This is a genomic window from Leuconostoc falkenbergense (assembly GCF_045801155.1).
Classification (GTDB): domain Bacteria; phylum Bacillota; class Bacilli; order Lactobacillales; family Lactobacillaceae; genus Leuconostoc; species Leuconostoc falkenbergense.
In genome coordinates this window covers 1,644,418-1,662,950 of the sequence record NZ_CP174386.1, presented here as the reverse complement: position 1 = coordinate 1,662,950, position 18,533 = coordinate 1,644,418, and the positions used below count along the sequence as shown (strand labels likewise).

Below are 18,533 nucleotides of genomic sequence, written 5' to 3'. Positions count from 1 at the left end.
TTATTACATCATAATTAACATAGGTAAAATCATTGGCTTTCGAGCAGTCTCTTTGTACAAAAAGCGTGACGCCTTTATATTAGGGTTTTGATAGGTTATTGTAGCAAATTTGTAGCAAATTTTTATAATCAAAGCAAATTAAGAAGCTTAATAGTATGCGTAATTTCTTTTTCACGTTTTACCTGTAGTAGGTGCAAATATGTTTTTTGAGTAATTGAAATATCTTTGTGTCCCAGACGTTCGCTGATGTATTCAACGGCGACTCCTTTAGTGATTAACATTGAAGCGTGGCTATGACGCAGACCATGAAAACTGATTTTCTTATCAATATCTAATCTTGTTAGGACTTTCCCAAGCTCACGGTTAACGCTACTCTGTTTACGATTGAATAGACGTTCATTGTCATTGTTTGGTAAATTAACCAGATAATCAGTCAACCAAATTGGAACATCAACAATCCGAACAGAATTAGGTGTTTTTGGCTCTTTCAATACATTTAGGCGCTCCTCGTATGACTTGTTAATGTCAATCATACCGTTGCTAATGTCAGCTTTAGTCAAACCTATTACCTCACCAAGTCTTGCACCAGATAGAGCAGATACTAGCATAATATCGTGAGTAGGTTCGTGGTTATCTTTCAAGTATTGGATAAGTCGTTTGAAGTCGTTATACTCCAAGAACTTTAACGAGCTGTCTTTAGAACTATATCCGTGTGGCTTTGTCCGCTCAAAGGGGTTTATAGTAATAACGCCATCAGCAACAGCGTCTTTCATAATTGCGTTCAAATGTCCTTTAAGTTTCTGACTTGAAGCTAAAGAGTGGGACAGGCCATATTCATTTAAGAATGTTTGTGCCTGCTGTCTTGTGATTTTATCAATAGATGTATCGCCAAAATACTTTTTAACCGCCTTACTTGATAAATCATAGCCAACCAAAGTAGAACGAGATACATCTGTTTTGTATGTACGTATCCAGACATCAACGAAATCACTAAATGATTGTGAGGGTTGAAAATTAATATCACCGTCGTATTTTTGACCTTCTGTTTTTGCAGACCAAGCATTAGCTTCAGTTTTGGTCTTAAATCCAGATCTAGTCTTTTTCTTATATCCACCTTGATAGGGAACGGAAACACTAGCCGTCCAAGTCTTACCACGTTTGTAAATTGAAGCCATGATAAAAACCTCCTTTATCAGGGGGCTTATATCTGTTATAATCTAATAGAACGCCCCGTGCGTTTATTCATGTTTTAGCACACCCTTTGACTTGCAGGTTAGGGGTGTGCTTTTTTATTTGTCTTTAAATTTTGACCATAATAGATATAAAACACCAGCCAAGATAAGTAAAGCTGCAAGGCTGTAAATGGCAATAAACACCCATTTTAGTTGTAGCTGACTATACTCGAGAAAGTAACGCACATTATTCATCTCCTCTCATCGCGCCTTTTTTTATGTACGCCCATAAGGGCATTGACTAGTTATCATTCAGGTGCTGGATAGCATAGTTTGCTTCATCTTGCGTGAACTTCTCGCCGGCTTCGGAAGTTAGTTGGTCACGAATAGCTTCAGCAGACATACTCATTTTTGATTGGTATTGCTTGGCTTTTTCCAAAGCGTTTTTATTCCAGTCAGCTTTCACATTGTCAACGGCGTATTGTGCTGCGTCAGCTGGAAACTGTTCTCCGGCATCGGATGTGAGCTGGTCATATATGCCAGCTTTTGACATGTTCATCATATTAGCATATTGCGTAGCTTTTGTCAGAGCCGATGTAAATTCAGCCGAAACCTTTGGCTTTTCTGAACTTGAAGAACTTACTGTCTCTTCGCTCGACGAACTTTCATCGTCTGTCGCTTTGGTTGATTGAGTTGAATTAGATGATTTTGATGAACTTTTATCAGAACCACCGCTCATTGCACTTGAAAAAATTGCTATAACTACTATCGCAAGAATCCAGAACCATACACGTTTGTAAATTGGTTTCTTTTGCACGTACGTCTTACCATCATCTCCAACGATTTTCTTACTCATGTCTCTAATCTCCAAAGCTTTTTAATGTGGACGCTCGGCACATAATATGTACACCGCATAGCGGTTTATAGAACAACAACACCGATAATTTGTGTCTCGTGTGTTTCATCAATAGGCATATCATCATAGCTCTTATTCAAAGAAACGAAACGTGCGCCTTTTTCATCATTGACGTACTTTTTTACGTATGCCTGATTATCATAGTAGGCGATAACGACTTGACCGCTGCGTGCTTCAAACGTTTTCTTAACAAAGATAATCTGTTTGTCTTCAAATAGTGGTCTCATAGAAACGCCGTTGACGATAATGGCATAATCATGTTCAGGAACAACGCCCTCATAGGGTACAAGTTCAGGTGTATTGTCTAAAAGATATTCACCTGTACCAGCTGATACAGCGCCATACAATTTAACTTCACTCTTTACAGGCATCTGGATAATGTTGTTTTGTTCATTATATTGTTGTTCTGTGTAGTTGTAAACATTAGTCTGACGTTCACCGTTCAACGAGTCGTACATTCGTATCAAATTAACTCGATTATCAACCACGTGACTTAAATCTTTATTCATTAAGTCTGTAATTGAAACTCCAAATATTTCGGCGATATCGTTAAGCACCCCTATTTTTGGAGTGTACTTGCCTTTTTCCCACTCGCTTACAGAAGAAGAACTTTTTCGACCAAGTTTCATCGCCAAGTCAATTTGATCCATTCCGTGTTTTTCGCGTAGGTATCTTAAATTATTTGCGAACATAATCTTATCTCCGTTTTCTATACCTTATATTATACACGACTTCGGAAAAAATGAAATACGTTTCTGAAAAAATAATTCAGAAAAACCGAAATTAGTTGTTGACTTCGGAAAAACCGAAGTATATACTAAAAGTATTGAAAGGAGGCGATTAAATGTTAGCTAATAAGCAAGCGTTATTCGATATACGAATGCAAAAGCGATTGACACAAAAAGATTTGGCACTTGCTTCTGGATTGTCTGAAAGAACTATCAACACATACGAATCCGACATTGACAATCTTAGAAACGCCCGTTACAAAAATGTTGAAAAAGTCGCGAATGCGCTCGGTGTATCAGTAGATGAAATTTTTTTGTCTACTGTTTCGGAAAAACCGAAATGAAAGCAACCAGCATAGGAAAAGCCCGACTAGTGAAGTAGCCGAGCCGTCAAGAAAGGAACAGTAACATGACATTTACAGAATTGAAGCAAGCAAACAGCAGTGAGATGTATCTATACATTGATGGAAACGAAGACTACAAGTTGTACAAACATGTATGGGAATTCAGATCAGAACGTTCGGTTACTTTGTATCTTGTCAACGTTAAAGACGATAGCTTCCAACAAGTGAATAATAGCCGTGTTAAGACAGTGGCTGGAGCTTTGAAAAATGTCTGATTTCTTTAAAAAAGATGGTCCGGCGCTTACTTCCAATAAAGATGATTGGGAGACGCCGGCGTTGCTTTTTCGAAAGTTGAACGAAGAATATTCGTTTGATTTAGATGCAGCGGCTTCAGATGAGAATCACAAAGTAGACAACTACTTTACCGCAAATGATGACGCGCTAAAGCAAAAATGGGGGGGTAATGTGTTTGTTAACCCACCATACGGTAGAAACATTCGTACTTGGGTAGAAAAGGCGTATCAGGAAAGTAATCGTGATCCAAACAGAAAAATAGTGATGTTGATTCCATCACGGACGGACACGAGTTACTGGCATGATTTCATATTTCCGCATGCTGATATTGAATTTATCAGAGGAAGATTGAAATTTGAAGTTAATGGTCAGGCTGGTAATCCAGCGCCATTTCCAAGCGCAATAGTTGTATTCGGAAAGGAGGCGAGATAGATGGAAATGATTGATGAAGGTAATTCATTAATAATCGATGACAAGAAGTTTGCTTATGATGAACAACACGTTATAGATGTTCAGCCAATTAAAAACTCCCACGGTTACATGGAAGTTCAAGTTACTTTCTTGGTTGAAACATTTATCAAGAAATAGTTTTGCAATAGTTCTCGTGAGGTTCGATCAAAGGTTAGACAGTTGCTAGACATTCAGGATATTTAGAAAGGAGGCAAGCTAATGGTAAAACAGCTACTTGAAAAGTTAGATGAACTGATCAGGATATTCAAACGAAGTGAATTGCCAGAGGTGATGGATAAAACGGAGTTGGCTCGGTTTCTAGGGGTCGGCATAAACAGTGTCAATAATTACATCTACGCTGACGGGTTTCCTTATATCAAACAGCCAAACATGAAGAATGGTTATCCAAAAAAGGCGGTCCAACAGTGGTTAGATGAACAAACGAAATTTTACGGAAGGTAAGCAATATGCAAGAAATTATCAAGATTAATCAAAACGAGCAAGGCGAAACACGGGTCAGTGCTCGAGAGTTGCACAAGGAATTAGGCGTTAAGAAACGTTTCAGCGCATGGTTTGAACAATATCGGGAAATGTACGTTGAAGGCACAGATTTTACAGGCGTACCCGGAGGTACACCTGTTATTGGTGGAAATGGTAACGTTCAATATCTTCAAGATTATTCTCTCACAGTCGACATGGCAAAGAACGTAGCTATGATGTCGAAGACTGAAAAGAGTCAACAAATCAGAGATTACTTTATCCAAGTCGAAGACCGTTACAAGAAGTTAGCCAATGATCCATCTTATCAAATGGCGCTCGGTTTGAAAGCGTCACAGTTACTGCTTGAGCAGAAAGACCAAATCATTGCCGAAATGAAACCGAAAGCATTGTTTGCTGACGCAGTAGCAACCAGCCATACAAGTGTTCTGGTTGGTGAACTAGCTAAGATACTCAAACAAAACGGTGTCGATACAGGGGCTACACGGTTGTTCAGTTGGCTACGTGATAACGGCTACTTAATCCGGCGCAGGGGTACAGACTACAACATGCCAACACAGAAAAGCATGGAATTGGGACTGTTTGAAATCAAGGAAACATCAATCGCACGTAGTAACGGTAGTGTCACGGTATCCAAGACACCTAAAGTTACCGGAAAAGGTCAGCAATACTTTATTAACAAGTTTTTGCAAGCAGCATAGGAGGTCAACATGTCAAAGAGTGCAGATTTAGAAGACATCAGGCAGTCGTTGCTTGATTACGCACAGGCAGCAATTAGTAAAGGTCGTGAAGCAATCGAGAATGATACGACATTGAATTTTAATCCAATAGCACAAGCAAACGGCGCTTTGGATTTATTTGAAAGGGTAAGTAAATAACATGTGGTTTTTACAAGTAATAGCAACAATCGTAATTTTAGTTTTAGTTTTCGCACTAGGCTTATCACAAGGTGAAGCACAAGAACGTGAACGAATCGAAAAGCAACGCAGACTTGAAGCAATGGGCGGTAAGAATAGCTCAAACAAGTATTTCTAACAAAAGAAAAACGCTTAGCACAATTGGAGTTGGCTAAGCGCAGTAGGTATAAATTGTCTCTCAAAATAATTTATACCTCGATTATATCAAGAAATGAGGTAAAAGCAAATGAACAGATTACGTGAGCTTCGTAAAGAGCGCAACGTGACGCAACAAGAATTAGCAGATGAAATGTTGGTAACACAACGAACATTGGCTAGATACGAATCAGGAGAACACGAACCACGATTGCCAATCGTATTCGATCTAGCTGATTATTTCGAAGTCTCAATTGATTATCTGGTCGGAAGGAGTGATGTTAGATGATTGAACCGATAGACGCATTACACTTCGGAAGACCAGACGTTGAAGACGAACGTTGGCGTTACAAGCAAGAGCTATTGGATAAGTTGCATAGCGAACGTGACGATTGGTACACGAAGCGTGATGACCTCGAAAATCAAATGTTAGAGGTTGACAACGAAATATCGGAGTTAGATGCAACGATTAACAAGATTAAAAACGGAGATTAAACATGGCAAACGAAATAACACAACCAGAAATTGGTGTAAAAGACGGTCAAATCAACTTTAAGAATGTTGAACAGTTCAAATCAGACTTTGAACAAATCATCAGCCGCAACAGCAATTTTGTTGTCACTGATGAGACATTAAGTGGCTCGAAAAAAGCACGTGCAGAACTACGGAACGCAGCTAAAGAGTCAGCAGCATGACGAAGCAAAGTCAAAGCTCAACTGTTGAGACCGTTTGAAGAGGTATCAGAAATGGCAGTTAGCTTTGAAAAGAAAGCAAAAGCAGCCGCTGATGAAATTGATACTGATGTCAAGGTGTTTGATGAGGAAGAAAAGCAAAAGCGCCGTGACGGATTGAATGAGTATTTAGCGCAACGCTCATCTGAACTTGATATTGAACCAGACATTGAAATTAATGATAAATGGTTTATCAAAGGTAATTTTAATGGCACAAAGCCCAAGCAAACATTTATTGAGGAACACATTGAACCACAACTGAACCATTTAGTTGAATCGAAGCAACAACGAGTAGCCGACACAATAGCCGTTCGCAATTATGCAGAGAGTAAAGAATTTGATCCAGAGGGATATACTCACAGTCTCGACTTCAAATCATTAGCACAAATTATGGCGGATATTGACGGAGATGTCATCAAACGCCAAAAACGCGAAGAAGCAGAAAAAGCAATCGCGGAAATGCAAGCAAAGCAAGAACAGGAAAAAACCGTTACACATGTTGGCGAAAAAACCGTCACCGAAGATGGTGAAATCGTTGAACCTGTTAAGCCGGTTGGACCAGAACAACCTAAGACTTATACCAGAAAGCTAGTTGTCACTGGTACGTTGAAACAACTTCAATCGGTCGCTGATTTTATGAGAAACAATGGTATTCAATTTGGAGGAGAGTGATGACTGAATTTAAAACTCTATACGAAGCCTTGGCTGAGACGCAAAACAACATTGAACAGCCCAAAAAAGAAGCCAGCAACCCGATGTTCAAATCAAGTTATGTAACACTCGACGCAGTTATCAATTCGATTGTTAAAGCACGTAAGGCGGCAGGGGCAAAGTTTTTCTTCACAAATATTGTTAATGACGGTCTGATGATAACTAGAGTGATTGGATATGGTGAAACGCTGGATTTAACAGGCTCAAAGGTTGCCAATGATTTAGGCAATCGCGGTACAAATTCAGCACAAGCGGAGGGATCAGCTCTCACATACGCGCGCAGATATAGTTTATCGATGGCGTTTGGAATTGCCAGTGATGTTGACGATGATGGTAACGCAGCAAATAATGAGCAGCACGCTCAAACAAATTCAACCGGTGGCAAGCCAAAAGACGCTTTGAATAGTGAGTTCGGTAAATTGTCAAAGCAAATTCAAACAAAAAGAAATATAGACGAAGTAGCTTTCTTTCAAGGATTGTCAGGTTCAGTTGGATTAAATCTAAAACAGTTTATGGACTTCGCAAAGCTTAATCAGACACAAAAACAAATGATAGTAGAAACCCTTAGGGGTTGGGTAGGAGACAAATAATGATTAACAGAGTAGTGCTCATTGGTCGATTGACCAAAGATGTTGAAGTTAGATACACACAATCAGGTGTGGCAGTTGGAACATTAAGTTTAGCGGTTAATCGTCCATTTACGAATGCTAGTGGCGAACGTGAAGCGGACTTTATCAACGGTGTTATCTGGCGCAAAGCAGCCGAAAACTTCGCTAACTTCACACACAAAGGTGCGCTAGTGGCGATTGAGGGACGGTTGCAAACACGCAACTACGAAGACGGAAACGGCAAGCGTGTTTATGTCACAGAGGTTGTAGCTGATAATTTCAGTTTGTTGGAAAAGAAGAGTGATGGTCAGCAATCAGCACCGAAGTCACAGGCACCTGATCCATTCGCAAATCAAGGCAATCAAAATAAATTTGCTGGTAGTGGCAACACTGAAATTGACATTTCAGATGACGATTTACCATTTTAGGAGAAAAAGACATGACAGTAGAACATAAAATTTATAGTCCTTGGGCGTTTAAAACAGATGAAGATGAAAAAGCACGAATGAATATTCAAATTTACAACGAACTGTTTGATAAGTTCAAAATTTATTCACCAAGTCGTAGTAATTGCGAAAAAGACGAAGCACAAGTAGTTATCGTTGCAAAAGCACCAACCTACAATGAAATTCATTTCAGCGTTGAAAAGAATGAGGTCGAATTAACGTCAGATGAACTAGCGTTAATTTACGATCATGGCAACCTATGTTTCGGACACATGGGAACGACGATATTTACAGATTAGTTGATGAGGTGAGCTATGGAAAAAGAACAAGACATCAAGTATTTTACACAGATACCCGCATGGGTTGATGAACTTGATAACATCAGCGACTTTCAAGCCAGACTAATCGGGTACATCTACACTTTTGAAAACATCACAGGTACCGTGTTCACGAGCAATCAACGTTTAGCAAAGAGGTTTCACAAAAGTTCTAAGACCGTGCAAACTGCTTTAAGCGATTTGTACAACAAAGGTATCGTTCACAGCACTCTAGTTTATAAAGAAGATTCAAAGTTAGTTGATAAGCGTTATTTGGAAGTAGTGAAACCAACTGGCATACCTACCCCCAAAAACGAGGGTACCCTATACCAGAAAACGAGCATACCCTACCCTCAAAAACGAGCATACCCTATACCCGAAAACGGCGTAGATAATAAATCAATTAATAAATCAGTTAATAGATTAGTTAATAATAACGTCGCTTTTGATGAAATTTGGAAGTTATATCCAAAAAAGTCTGGCAAGACAAATGCGATGAAAGATTTCAATAAAGCGTTAAAAGCTGGTGTTAGTCCTGAATTGATTAAGTCAAAGCTGGAAGAGTATTTGAAACAAATCAAAATCAAGGGCACACCAAAGCAGTATATCAAGAACGGTTCAACATGGTTTCATCAAAAAGGTTGGGAAGATGAGTACGACTTCACACCTGATGTACAGCGTGGCTATGGCAACAAGAAACAGATTGTCGAGCCACAGTTAGCGAGCGTTTCAGAACCGGTTGATGAGCCAGAAAGGGAGTTACCAGAATGGCTGACGGACGCGGCAAGGGACCTTTAGATTTTGTACTCCTAGCAATCAGATTAAAGTCAATGGGCATATCGACATCTAGTAATAGTAAATCATTCCCAGCGGTTAATTTTGAAGAGCTAGGCAGACGATTAAAAGAAAATGGATCACTCACAAAAATGGTTAAATGCGCTAGTGCTAATTACGTTTCGATTTTAGAGGTTTGGCAGAGTGCACCAGAAGCGATTGCGGTATTGCAAGAGATGAGAAAGGAAGCAACAAAATGAAAAAGCAACCATCTCAACTTTATTGGTTCAAAGTCTTTGATAATTGCTTAGTACAGCTGATGAAAGATTACTTCAATTCTCTCATCTGCCTAATTCCGTTGTCTCAAGTTGAAGTGATTCTTGTTAGATGCTCTGCGATAGGCACTCGCTGATTATATCTGGGCATCTATGATAAACGATTCATAAAAACGTTCCGAAAATTAATCCACATCCATTGAATTTTCCGAGTTCCAAGCTGCCAACTCACAACTCACCCAAATCTCTGGAAACAGATTAATCTTGGCTATCGTAATAGTAAAAATGTCTCAGTCAATCTTCAACGCAGAAAAGTTCAACATTTGGGTCAAAATACAGCCCCCCATTGTTGATTTATTTGTACCCGAAAGTACACAAATATTTTATAACCTTTCAAGGACATAATCAAGGAGTCTAATTTATGAATACAGAATTGGTCAAAGAAATAATCAGTAAAGAAAACCACACTTTATATTGGCTATCGAAGCAGTCGGGAATACCATACACAACACTTCATCCAATTGTGGCAGGAAAACGAAAACCGATGTTTGAAACGGTCATTAAGATAGCTGCGGCGCTTGATGTAACAACTGATAGTTTGAGGTAATTAATTGACAGAGCTATTCGCAAAACTGAATAAGGTTGACCCAAACAAAGGTCTAATCACGTTGCAGTTGAGCACTGATGATATTCACACGCTAGAAAAGTATCACGCCAACGGACAGCAACAGATGGTGTCATTGATAGCGAGTGATGAAAACGGTGTATCAGCACAACAGCGAAAGTTTGCGTTTGCATTGTTGCATGACATCTGGTGGTCACAGGTTGGTGGCCTATGGATTGAAACCCCTGAAACGGTGAAACAGCACTTCTATGCCATGTATGAGTATTACAACAGCTTAGACTTTGGAGAATTTAGTTTGAGTGCTGCTAAAGGTACTAAGACTGATACAAACCAGTTCATCAACATGTTGCTAGATTATGCAGCGATACATGACATTAGTTTGAGTGTGAAGCCGTTGAACGAGTTAGAGCCGCAGGAAATTGCACGGTGGGAGTACAGGTGTCTCATGGAAAAGATGTGTGTTGTTTGTGGCAAGAAGCCAAGCGATCTACACCATTTAGATACAGTTGGGTCAGGAATGAACCGCCAGCATACCAATCATTTGGGACACAGAGCGGTGCAACTATGTAGGGAACACCACAATTTGGCTCATTCACTTGGTATCGAAACATTCATGCAGCGTTTCAAGATTAACGGCATCAAGATTGACGAAAAAATAGCCATGGCACATGGACTGAATATGAGGTAATTATGGAAAAGTCACACGAAGAACGAGTGAAGGAAGCATGCGCAATTTACATGACGTATAGCTTAGCACTTTATTACGACACTATTTTTGACATTGAGAACTTTCAACTACATGATGATGTGTTTGCTTTCTTAGATGAGTTCCAAAAAGAATTCAATATTACGAGCGAAGAAATCAATAATGAAATTGAAAGCTCTAGCAAGTGATTTAAGCGTTTAAAAACAGTTTTTGTGTTAATTATACCAAACTGATGTTTGCACAGCAAAAACAGGCGTTTTGGTACGAATAAGAGCAAATTAGCAGAAAGGAAACGATATGGATTTAGTGGCAGGTTTGGTAGCACGAGAAAGACAGTATGGCTATATGTCCGACGAGGCGATTTCTTGGTTCAGGAAAGAAATGTCTAAAAGCACATACAATGACGGCAATGTTGAGTATGATTCAACAGGTCGTAGGCTACCAGCAATTGAACAGTTTCCCAAAGGCGTACAGGAAGATATTGTCGAGATGTATCGGTTGGGCTATACACAGACTGAGGTGGCTAACTATTTTGATTTATCAACTAGAAAACTATCGACGTTTTATAACAAGATGTTCAAGACTGGTGTTTTGGTTAAAAATACAGCAAAAGAGCGGTTTCAAATGCACGAAGAGTTGATACGTCAAGAAGACAGAGGACGTTTCAACAGCGCAAAGTTAAGTATCGCTCACGGTCGAAGAAAAGCATGACGATATTTAAATTTGACATTGAACCAGTGGCACAAGCCAGACCGAGAGCTGCACGTATTGGTAACAGCATCAGAATGTATGACCCGAAAAAGACAGCGAATTTCAAAACAGATCTACGCATGATGGCGCAAATAGCTGCAAGAGGAAAGCACTACAAATTATTAGATGGTGGATTAGATGTCAGCATTAACGTGTTCAGACCTATTCCAAAATCGTGGTCACTCAAAAAGCGCACAGAGGCGGCTAGTGGTTTGATTTTACCCACAACAAAGCCAGACATTAGCAATTACATCAAAAGTATCGAAGACGCATTGAACGGCGTTTTATGGCATGACGACAACGCCACTGTTGATATACACGGTAAAAAAAGATATGCAGAAACAGGTTATTTGACAGTTGAAATTAAAAAAATAGAGGTATCAAACAATGAAAACATATTACAACATTTATGTGAATGATGATTTCTGGAGAGCTTTTGATACAGAACGTGAAGCTAAGAAATATTTATATGAATTTAAAAAGACACATCATGTTAAGACAGAAATTATTGCAACAGGTGGCAAGAAAAGCAATGTCAGTAGGTGAATAAATGACAATCGAAGAATACAAAAGACAGTCAATTGACCGTGTCAATAAGCAAGCAGCAGTTTCAGGAGCGTTTACACATTGTTTTGACACACGCGCGCAATCAGAACGTCAACGAACGTCAGAACGCAAGCGCAGGTTAAAAGCGTTGGTAAGAAGTAACATCATTGATGTTGATGTGCTTGCACAGTATTTTATGATCAGCGCGAACACGATTATAAAGATAGCCTATTCTGCTGGTTATCATATCAGCAATGGTCGAGTTGTGGAAAGTGTGATGAGATGAAAATAGTTAGCTTTGATTGGTTAGTAGATTCAAATGGCAGGCAAGCAGGTATTTTGGTCAAAGAATACCCAGACGGCTATGAATTAAAAATGATTAGTGCAATGCACGCAGGACAAGTTGCAATATTTCTAAAAAACTGCATGAAAAATATTGAAGTCAAAGAATTGAAGTTTGTACTACCAGAGGTAAAAAAATGAAAATAGTTAGCTTACAGAGCGTTGGATTGGGAGCATTTTATGTTGAACGTACTATCGATGAGGCTGTATATGTACCCTACTATATTGGTGTTGGTGCAATGGTAGACGATTTGCGAGGCGGTTATGAAGGTGTAATTGGCGAAGACAAGATTACTGTTACTGAAATAAATTATCAACAGGGTGACTTTGATGCGTATGGTTTTGAAATATACACCGTCCACACATCAGACGGACACATCAGAGTGTTGCCGGCAGATAAGTACATTGCAGAATGGAGCGAATAGTTATGCGAGATATTAAGTTTAGAGTTTGGGATAACGATGAGAACAATTTTTGGGGAGAAGGTAGAAACCTATCAATGATTTCGCTTGTATCAGACAGTGTGGTTAATGACGATAGTACAGTCCTTGAACAGTACACAGGTCTCAAAGACAAAAACGGTGTTGATGTGTATGAAAATGATATTGTCAGATGTTCCAGAGGTTGTCCTCATAAAGTAGTTTGGGATGAAGAAAGAGGCGGTATGTTCGGCGGTGGTATGCCCGGTTGGTACTTGTCTGGATTGGACGAGGGATATGCTTGGACGAACAGTGAAGAAGTCGTTGGAAACATTCACGAGAACGCAGATTTATTGGAGGGACAGTCATGAAATACCAGAAAAAACCAGTAACAGTTGAGGCGTGGAAATCATATGATTTTAATTTAGATGACAAGTTGCCTGTCTGGGTTACTAATGCATTCATTAGTCGAGAAGTTGACGAATAGTTAAAGGAGCAAAGCGTGACTCAACTCAATAATGATTTATAAAGACAAGTATCAACACTTGTACAGTTATACCAAAAATAGAAATTACTTTCGTGCCACGGCTATGTATTAAAAAGCCGATTAGAAGAGTGATCAGCAATAGAAAAATCATAAAGTAAATTAAAGCGTGAAGTAGTAATAAGGTCATAATACCTCCTAACGTTTTTAATATTATAACATGTAGAAAGAAGAGCGGAAATTAGCGGATAGAGTTGATAAACTGTTGTACGATTATTATTCTGGTCGATTACAACGCAAGGTTAATGACAGGATAAGGGAAATTGAGACGCCAACCAATAATGATGAAAATATTGGAGGTGGTCGTGCTCAAAACAAACACACTCGACCTGTTGACGATATGATTATCAGAAAAGAGCAGGACGTTGTGCTCAATAAATGTCGTGCAGATCTAACCTATGCCACGAGATTAGTTACAAGAATTGAAAGGTCTTTCGAGGCGGAAATATGTAATGTCGTTAAATTACATTTTGATAAACGGTTAGGTCAAGACTGGTTGGCAATTGAGTCCGTGACTGGAATTAGCACGAGGCAGGGACAACGATATGTAAACTGGTTTAAAAGAGAAGTTGGCAACATATTCTGGTACGACAAAGGTAAGTAACAAACCACAAATTTTATCAAGAAAGAGGCAACGATAAATGATTTAGCTGAAATAACATCGCTCATCAAGCAAAGACTAGAAACTGTGGATAACTAAGAACATCAAAATGGTGTCGCTTTTATGTCGTAAAATGACTTAAAAACGGTGCTATATTTGTATCATCAGATAATTGATAAGTCAATGATGTGGTATCATCTTTCTTGTAAAAGGAGAGATGGTTTATGAGCGAAAAAGAAAAAATGTGGCCTAAAGTTGTAACGTGGATTTTATCAATTTTTTCGATAATTATATCTGTTGCCGTATTTTGATATCAATTGAATCAAAGCGACAGGTACAGTGATAACACAAAAATGATTCTGATTAATTCAGCAAAACTGGCTGAATATGATTTGAATTTGATGATTTATAAAATTGACAATGGTACAGATGAAACACTCGATTATGGACAATTTAGATTTCAACTTGATAGTCTTCAGCAAAACTTCAAAACTATTGAAGCTATAAATCCGACTAGTTTGCCTAAAAATCAAGCTATGAATTATCAAGTTTATCGTCAAAACCTTAACGCTGTGATTTACAAGGCAACGTCATATGTGAATGCGTTGAGGGTGAACCAAGCAGAAGCTCCAAAAGACATAGACAAGCTTCACGTAGATTTGGGAGTGAGACAAAATTTTTACCAAGGTGTTGGTAGTTCGTTGGATGTAATTAAAGGAGATTTAAGTGCGCTAGAAAATAATACATCATTGTATGATCAAGACTATAAGAAAAATTCTAAAATTTTGGAGGAACATAAATGAGTGAAATTTATATATATGGGCCAATAGTTCTATCTTTAATTACGTTGGTGATATCAACTTTTCAAATTGGCTATACAATTGGTAAAAACAAAAGAACTAAATAATTAACAAACAGGGTTATTGCTCATCCATTAAAAGAAACGTTGCACACGCTTTGGAAAAAGCCACTGTGTATGTAAAAATACGATAGGTTGGGATATCTATCATTATGACAGGTCGCGGAACAGACCGCTCCAGTACCTTACATGAGCAACTGGGTTAGAAATATCGTTTGTAAGGTGCAAATCCTTACCCTGTCAATTAGTTTGGTGGTATTATTTAGTTAGGCTATGTGCCAAAAAATAAGGACGGTAACTGACCATGAATAAAGATGAGATTGTTGAAAAAGTAAAGTCATTGCTGAGTGAAGGTAATCTCGACAAAGCTAAAGATTTTATAGAAGAACACAAAGAAGATTTGGGCGAAAACTTTGATAAGCTGAAAGACATGATTGGTGATAATGCTGAAGGTATAATTGGTAAAATCAAAGGGTTATTTGATAAGAAGTAACACGATGTGTTATAAAGCTGTTTGATGAAATAAACAGCTATGAAAAAATCCAACACGAAATTGTCAATGAAAATTATCTTACCTTTGCAATGAAAGCAGTCGCTTGCCTGTGATTGCGTACATAGTGTTGTATGGCGTTGTTATAGTGAATATGATAACATGTTACATGGTGGTTACATGAAAACCGTTTGCTCAGTTTTTCTTTACAAAACATCACAGTAGCCACTGTACATAAATTCTAAACTGGTCGAAATCGACCTGTTTTACATATGTGACATACACGCACCTTAACGGGTGCTTTTTTATTGAAAAGAGAAACTATGAAAATAGATCGCGATTATGGACTTGTCGCCAGTGATGATGAATTAAACATCTACCGCAGGCTAGACAGGCAACAAAAATATAACAAGAAGCACAGCAAGGCATCTAAACGTAAGTCGAATACAGACAAGCGCAAAGATGCCTTTTATGATGATAGGAAGTGGCGATAATGGGCTACACAAAATGGACTGATGAATTAAAGAAGCGTGTTCAAGAATTGAGTGAGCAAGGACTTGATTCAAGAAATATAGTTGAAAAACTTTATGAAGAAACAGGTGTTTACTATGCGCAACGCTCCGTTCAACGATATGCAAGTGTAAAAACGCCACAAAACCACAATAGTGAAAACGACCATTTTAGTATCGAGCCTAAATATAGCTATGGTAGTGACGGTAAGGTTGATGATATTAAAATCACAGCCAAGTATCTATTACTGAATGAGCAGACACAAAAGACACCAGAAGATATTCTTGAGTATCTTAATCTTGATGTCAACGAATGGCGCATCGTGTCAGCAATTCCAAACCAATGGACGACACCGACAGATAATGGGCCAAAGTGGAACTTCCAGTTAAAGGTCAATGTTAAGCCAAAGTCAGATGATGAATTAACGTTTGAAGATATTACCGAAATACTAAAGCAGGAAATTGAACCGTACACGGTGAAGCAAGTAGCGCACAGCGCTCACAATTTAGTGATTCCACTTCCCGATTTGCACTTTGGTGTGACTAAGAGGCAAGACGTTCAAAACCACTTAGACAGAATGCTAGATGTCATTAACAAGGGTTACAAAACGATTGTGATTGAACAGTTGGGCGATCTATTCCATTCTAGTCAGATGTGGTCGTCACAAACGCTTAAATCAACAATACTCCAAGATGTCGATATGGTAGCTGCTTGGAATGATGCCAAATGGTTGTTTGATGTGTTAGTTACAGCGACACTAAAAAACAGCACCAAAGTATACGTTAAGCAAATGGCAGGTAACCATTCCGGCAACATGGAGTTTGCGTTTATGGAGTACCTACAAGCTAAATATCCACAGGTAGTCGTTCATAACAATATCAAGTTCCGTGACGCCTATTTATTGGATAATGTTGGTATCATGTTGGCTCATGGTGACTTAGCACCTAAGAACTTGCCTATGCTATTTGCTAATGAGTTCGGTGGTGTCTGGTCACTATCGCACAGTCGTGAAATCCATAAAGGTCACTTCCACAAGGAAAAGATAGTTGATGAGGGTGGTGTGATTAGTCGACAGCTTGGAACAGTCAAACCAAATGACAATTATGAAATCATGAACGGTTGGACATTATCCAAGAAAGAACTATATGCACTTGAATATGATAGCGATAAGTTAGTTGCCGAGTGGCACGTTTAGGAGAAGGATTATGAAAACAGCAGTCTTCATTATTGTATATTCAATAGTAAATGCCCTTATTATTTCTAATGGCGGTGACAACTTCTGGGCTGGTTGGTACATGGGACTGTCAGTTATTTTTGTCTATCGAACCTTAGATATAATTTCTGAAAGAAAAGCCAAACACGATAAATACAAAGATTGGGCTGATAAGTTGAACCGAGGAGAAAAATTATGATTAACACATTATTGATTATTGGAATTATTTTTGGGTTGCTTTGGTTGTTTGCGCTCGTGTTCTTAATTACCTTTGTAATTAGATATATGATGAGAATGAATGATCGTCGCAAGAAGTTTGAAAAAGATTTCGACAAGGAATTTGATAAGATGTCTAAGCGTTTCAATAATTTCTAATCCAACCTACGTCTCTCTAGTAGTATAATTACTGCTATTGGAGGAGATAACATTGAAGGAAAAGACTAAGCAAGTAGGCATAGGTGTATGCTATGGATTAGTAGGCGGTGGAGTTGGATTAATAATCTTAGCCGTGGCATCAAAGAATCAAAATGTCTATGGTACAGTTGCGGATTGGGTTAGTGGAATTGGTACAATTGCAACTGTTGTAGCTGCAATAATTATAGCCAAGAAAACAACGCAGGATAATATGGCGCAGGCCATGTTAAACAAAAGCATTGAATTATATATAGAGGATTTGAGGGCAATTGTTGGATGTCTGTCTGAGTTAGAACACAATTCATTACTCGATACAATTTATAGAGGAGATGTTCTTGAGCTCACCGAAACTGAAAGGGAAGAGGCAGAAAAGGGCATAATTGAAAGAAACAAAAGTTATGTAGAAATAATTGGTTATCACAAAATGAGTACTATTATCTATCGTATGCCTGAAAAAAAGCAAGAATTATTCAAGCCGTTTATGGATGAAATTAGCAAAGACTTAAACGTTGTAATGAGAATGAATCTTGAAGATGAAAAATTCAACGTTAAAATGTTCTTGAATTTGCTGAAAAAATCAGTAGATAATTACAGTAAAATAAGGGACAAAGTTTCTAGTGAAATATCAGAGTATTCAGTTTTCGAGTAAGCGCATAGGCGCTTTTTATTTTGCAGTGAATGAGGAGAAAAAATATTTAAACTTGAGACTTTTTTGAGACTCATAATATTGAATATAGTGAGATAATAATATTATTATAAACTGATAGGAAAAATTAATTATGACAGAAAAGCTTCAAAATATAGGATTTGATATGGGACCTATGGAATTTGACACCTATCTATACCCAAAAGAATATTTAGTTAATCGAATTGAATGGTACATCAGCCAGGCAGACGAGTCTGACAAAATAGCTAATTCATCCGATAAGAAAAAGGCTTTACCATTCTTTAGACATTTCAACGATATTTTGAGAAAAGAATATCATGAATATTCATTAAAAAGAGTACAAACAATTTTTTCGAAACGTTCAAAAGATGAACAAATAATGGCGGAATACGAATACTACTTATGGGTGCGCGATGTCGTAGAAAACCAAACTCATAGGACTACGTTGGATAATTTGCACAGTCGTACGTTTGATTATCGCAATTATAGAATCTATAGAGATATTTAAAGTGTTTAATGTTTGAAAGGAGG

General features: G+C 38.3%; 37 protein-coding genes and 1 pseudogene. 35 read left to right on the top strand and 3 right to left on the bottom strand.

Going from position 1 to position 18,533, the window contains the following annotated elements; genetic code table 11:
• Positions 1 to 128: 128 nt before the first annotated feature.
• The 3 genes from ACI3ES_RS08320 to ACI3ES_RS08310 form a co-directional block, all read right to left on the bottom strand.
• Complete coding sequence (locus tag ACI3ES_RS08320; protein ID WP_114667497.1) at positions 129 to 1,175, bottom strand: tyrosine-type recombinase/integrase; 1,047 nt, start codon at positions 1,173 to 1,175, stop codon at positions 129 to 131.
• A 298-nt stretch (positions 1,176 to 1,473) separates the two neighbouring features.
• Positions 1,474 to 2,028: an Ltp family lipoprotein gene (locus ACI3ES_RS08315; RefSeq protein WP_114667498.1), complete on the bottom strand. Its 555-nt coding sequence runs from the start codon at positions 2,026 to 2,028 to the stop codon at positions 1,474 to 1,476.
• A gap of 65 nt (positions 2,029 to 2,093) precedes the next feature.
• On the bottom strand, positions 2,094 to 2,780 hold the full coding sequence (locus tag ACI3ES_RS08310) for an XRE family transcriptional regulator (RefSeq protein ID WP_114667500.1): 687 nt from the start codon (positions 2,778 to 2,780) through the stop codon (positions 2,094 to 2,096).
• A 152-nt stretch (positions 2,781 to 2,932) separates the two neighbouring features.
• On the opposite strand from ACI3ES_RS08310, the gene ACI3ES_RS08305 reads away from it, so the two are divergent.
• The 35 genes and pseudogenes from ACI3ES_RS08305 (at position 2,933) to ACI3ES_RS08135 (ending at position 18,510) form a co-directional block, all read left to right on the top strand.
• Positions 2,933 to 3,160, top strand: coding sequence for a helix-turn-helix transcriptional regulator (locus tag ACI3ES_RS08305; RefSeq protein ID WP_407631969.1), 228 nt, complete (start codon positions 2,933 to 2,935; stop codon positions 3,158 to 3,160).
• A 65-nt stretch (positions 3,161 to 3,225) separates the two neighbouring features.
• Positions 3,226 to 3,435 (top strand): hypothetical protein, encoded by a 210-nt coding sequence (locus ACI3ES_RS08300; RefSeq protein ID WP_114667503.1) that lies wholly within the window; start codon positions 3,226 to 3,228, stop codon positions 3,433 to 3,435.
• Complete coding sequence (locus ACI3ES_RS08295) at positions 3,428 to 3,886, top strand: DNA N-6-adenine-methyltransferase (protein WP_142511410.1); 459 nt, start codon at positions 3,428 to 3,430, stop codon at positions 3,884 to 3,886. The genes ACI3ES_RS08300 and ACI3ES_RS08295 overlap by 8 nt, the downstream gene beginning before the upstream one ends.
• Positions 3,887 to 4,042, top strand: a complete 156-nt coding sequence (locus ACI3ES_RS08290) for a hypothetical protein (protein WP_407631968.1) — start codon at positions 3,887 to 3,889, stop codon at positions 4,040 to 4,042.
• Positions 4,043 to 4,123: 81 nt separating this feature from the next.
• The gene (locus ACI3ES_RS08285) at positions 4,124 to 4,366 is read left to right on the top strand and encodes a hypothetical protein (RefSeq protein ID WP_114667506.1); all 243 of its coding nucleotides are present in this window, start codon (positions 4,124 to 4,126) and stop codon (positions 4,364 to 4,366) included.
• Between the two features lie 5 nt (positions 4,367 to 4,371).
• A complete protein-coding gene (locus ACI3ES_RS08280; RefSeq protein WP_142511411.1) occupies positions 4,372 to 5,103 on the top strand; it encodes a phage antirepressor KilAC domain-containing protein in 732 nt (243 codons plus the stop codon).
• A gap of 9 nt (positions 5,104 to 5,112) precedes the next feature.
• Complete coding sequence (locus ACI3ES_RS08275) at positions 5,113 to 5,280, top strand: hypothetical protein (protein ID WP_181809871.1); 168 nt, start codon at positions 5,113 to 5,115, stop codon at positions 5,278 to 5,280.
• A 1-nt stretch (position 5,281) separates the two neighbouring features.
• Entirely contained in the window at positions 5,282 to 5,437 is a 156-nt protein-coding gene (locus ACI3ES_RS08270) for a hypothetical protein (RefSeq protein WP_181809872.1), read from the top strand.
• A gap of 108 nt (positions 5,438 to 5,545) precedes the next feature.
• Positions 5,546 to 5,743 carry a helix-turn-helix transcriptional regulator gene (locus ACI3ES_RS08265; RefSeq protein WP_114667510.1) on the top strand — a complete coding sequence of 66 codons (198 nt, stop codon included), beginning with the start codon at positions 5,546 to 5,548 and terminating at the stop codon, positions 5,741 to 5,743.
• Positions 5,740 to 5,949, top strand: coding sequence for a hypothetical protein (locus ACI3ES_RS08260; RefSeq protein ID WP_142511412.1), 210 nt, complete (start codon positions 5,740 to 5,742; stop codon positions 5,947 to 5,949). The genes ACI3ES_RS08265 and ACI3ES_RS08260 overlap by 4 nt, the downstream gene beginning before the upstream one ends.
• A gap of 2 nt (positions 5,950 to 5,951) precedes the next feature.
• Positions 5,952 to 6,857, top strand: a pseudogene (locus ACI3ES_RS08255) (DUF1351 domain-containing protein).
• Complete coding sequence (locus ACI3ES_RS08250; RefSeq protein WP_242029681.1) at positions 6,857 to 7,486, top strand: ERF family protein; 630 nt, start codon at positions 6,857 to 6,859, stop codon at positions 7,484 to 7,486. Before ACI3ES_RS08255 ends, ACI3ES_RS08250 begins: the two are co-directional and overlap by 1 nt.
• Positions 7,486 to 7,932, top strand: a complete 447-nt coding sequence (ssb, locus tag ACI3ES_RS08245; RefSeq protein WP_114667516.1) for a single-stranded DNA-binding protein — start codon at positions 7,486 to 7,488, stop codon at positions 7,930 to 7,932. The genes ACI3ES_RS08250 and ssb overlap by 1 nt, the downstream gene beginning before the upstream one ends.
• A gap of 11 nt (positions 7,933 to 7,943) precedes the next feature.
• Positions 7,944 to 8,249 (top strand): hypothetical protein, encoded by a 306-nt coding sequence (locus ACI3ES_RS08240; protein ID WP_114667517.1) that lies wholly within the window; start codon positions 7,944 to 7,946, stop codon positions 8,247 to 8,249.
• 15 nt (positions 8,250 to 8,264) lie between these two features.
• Positions 8,265 to 9,065 carry a helix-turn-helix domain-containing protein gene (locus ACI3ES_RS08235; protein WP_142511414.1) on the top strand — a complete coding sequence of 267 codons (801 nt, stop codon included), beginning with the start codon at positions 8,265 to 8,267 and terminating at the stop codon, positions 9,063 to 9,065.
• Positions 9,035 to 9,301 (top strand): hypothetical protein, encoded by a 267-nt coding sequence (locus ACI3ES_RS08230; protein WP_142511415.1) that lies wholly within the window; start codon positions 9,035 to 9,037, stop codon positions 9,299 to 9,301. The genes ACI3ES_RS08235 and ACI3ES_RS08230 overlap by 31 nt, the downstream gene beginning before the upstream one ends.
• A gap of 436 nt (positions 9,302 to 9,737) precedes the next feature.
• Positions 9,738 to 9,923: a helix-turn-helix domain-containing protein gene (locus ACI3ES_RS08225; protein WP_114667519.1), complete on the top strand. Its 186-nt coding sequence runs from the start codon at positions 9,738 to 9,740 to the stop codon at positions 9,921 to 9,923.
• A gap of 4 nt (positions 9,924 to 9,927) precedes the next feature.
• A complete protein-coding gene (locus ACI3ES_RS08220; RefSeq protein ID WP_114667520.1) occupies positions 9,928 to 10,629 on the top strand; it encodes a putative HNHc nuclease in 702 nt (233 codons plus the stop codon).
• A 2-nt stretch (positions 10,630 to 10,631) separates the two neighbouring features.
• Positions 10,632 to 10,835 carry a hypothetical protein gene (locus tag ACI3ES_RS08215; RefSeq protein WP_114667522.1) on the top strand — a complete coding sequence of 68 codons (204 nt, stop codon included), beginning with the start codon at positions 10,632 to 10,634 and terminating at the stop codon, positions 10,833 to 10,835.
• A gap of 109 nt (positions 10,836 to 10,944) precedes the next feature.
• The gene (locus ACI3ES_RS08210; protein ID WP_142511416.1) at positions 10,945 to 11,358 is read left to right on the top strand and encodes a hypothetical protein; all 414 of its coding nucleotides are present in this window, start codon (positions 10,945 to 10,947) and stop codon (positions 11,356 to 11,358) included.
• Positions 11,355 to 11,816 carry a RusA family crossover junction endodeoxyribonuclease gene (locus ACI3ES_RS08205; RefSeq protein ID WP_114667523.1) on the top strand — a complete coding sequence of 154 codons (462 nt, stop codon included), beginning with the start codon at positions 11,355 to 11,357 and terminating at the stop codon, positions 11,814 to 11,816. Before ACI3ES_RS08210 ends, ACI3ES_RS08205 begins: the two co-directional genes overlap by 4 nt.
• Positions 11,785 to 11,943: a hypothetical protein gene (locus ACI3ES_RS08200; protein WP_188353843.1), complete on the top strand. Its 159-nt coding sequence runs from the start codon at positions 11,785 to 11,787 to the stop codon at positions 11,941 to 11,943. Before ACI3ES_RS08205 ends, ACI3ES_RS08200 begins: the two co-directional genes overlap by 32 nt.
• A 4-nt stretch (positions 11,944 to 11,947) precedes the next feature.
• Positions 11,948 to 12,229, top strand: a complete 282-nt coding sequence (locus ACI3ES_RS08195; protein WP_114667525.1) for a hypothetical protein — start codon at positions 11,948 to 11,950, stop codon at positions 12,227 to 12,229.
• Complete coding sequence (locus tag ACI3ES_RS08190) at positions 12,226 to 12,426, top strand: hypothetical protein (protein ID WP_114667526.1); 201 nt, start codon at positions 12,226 to 12,228, stop codon at positions 12,424 to 12,426. The genes ACI3ES_RS08195 and ACI3ES_RS08190 overlap by 4 nt, the downstream gene beginning before the upstream one ends.
• Complete coding sequence (locus ACI3ES_RS08185; protein WP_114667527.1) at positions 12,423 to 12,710, top strand: hypothetical protein; 288 nt, start codon at positions 12,423 to 12,425, stop codon at positions 12,708 to 12,710. Before ACI3ES_RS08190 ends, ACI3ES_RS08185 begins: the two co-directional genes overlap by 4 nt.
• Before the next feature lie 2 nt (positions 12,711 to 12,712).
• Complete coding sequence (locus tag ACI3ES_RS08180; RefSeq protein ID WP_242029683.1) at positions 12,713 to 13,075, top strand: YopX family protein; 363 nt, start codon at positions 12,713 to 12,715, stop codon at positions 13,073 to 13,075.
• A 378-nt stretch (positions 13,076 to 13,453) separates the two neighbouring features.
• Positions 13,454 to 13,852 carry a hypothetical protein gene (locus tag ACI3ES_RS08175; RefSeq protein ID WP_407631967.1) on the top strand — a complete coding sequence of 133 codons (399 nt, stop codon included), beginning with the start codon at positions 13,454 to 13,456 and terminating at the stop codon, positions 13,850 to 13,852.
• A gap of 350 nt (positions 13,853 to 14,202) precedes the next feature.
• Complete coding sequence (locus tag ACI3ES_RS08170) at positions 14,203 to 14,652, top strand: hypothetical protein (protein ID WP_242029685.1); 450 nt, start codon at positions 14,203 to 14,205, stop codon at positions 14,650 to 14,652.
• A 360-nt stretch (positions 14,653 to 15,012) separates the two neighbouring features.
• Positions 15,013 to 15,201, top strand: a complete 189-nt coding sequence (locus tag ACI3ES_RS08165; RefSeq protein ID WP_114667531.1) for a hypothetical protein — start codon at positions 15,013 to 15,015, stop codon at positions 15,199 to 15,201.
• Between the two features lie 320 nt (positions 15,202 to 15,521).
• A complete protein-coding gene (locus ACI3ES_RS08160) occupies positions 15,522 to 15,692 on the top strand; it encodes a hypothetical protein (RefSeq protein WP_185912988.1) in 171 nt (56 codons plus the stop codon).
• Positions 15,692 to 16,903: a helix-turn-helix domain-containing protein gene (locus tag ACI3ES_RS08155; RefSeq protein ID WP_142511770.1), complete on the top strand. Its 1,212-nt coding sequence runs from the start codon at positions 15,692 to 15,694 to the stop codon at positions 16,901 to 16,903. Before ACI3ES_RS08160 ends, ACI3ES_RS08155 begins: the two co-directional genes overlap by 1 nt.
• A 10-nt stretch (positions 16,904 to 16,913) precedes the next feature.
• Positions 16,914 to 17,120 carry a hypothetical protein gene (locus tag ACI3ES_RS08150; RefSeq protein WP_114667533.1) on the top strand — a complete coding sequence of 69 codons (207 nt, stop codon included), beginning with the start codon at positions 16,914 to 16,916 and terminating at the stop codon, positions 17,118 to 17,120.
• Positions 17,117 to 17,296, top strand: a complete 180-nt coding sequence (locus ACI3ES_RS08145) for a hypothetical protein (protein WP_114667534.1) — start codon at positions 17,117 to 17,119, stop codon at positions 17,294 to 17,296. The genes ACI3ES_RS08150 and ACI3ES_RS08145 overlap by 4 nt, the downstream gene beginning before the upstream one ends.
• A 52-nt stretch (positions 17,297 to 17,348) precedes the next feature.
• Positions 17,349 to 17,984 (top strand): hypothetical protein, encoded by a 636-nt coding sequence (locus ACI3ES_RS08140; protein ID WP_114667535.1) that lies wholly within the window; start codon positions 17,349 to 17,351, stop codon positions 17,982 to 17,984.
• 130 nt (positions 17,985 to 18,114) lie between these two features.
• A complete protein-coding gene (locus ACI3ES_RS08135; protein ID WP_114667536.1) occupies positions 18,115 to 18,510 on the top strand; it encodes a hypothetical protein in 396 nt (131 codons plus the stop codon).
• Positions 18,511 to 18,533 lie beyond the last annotated feature (23 nt).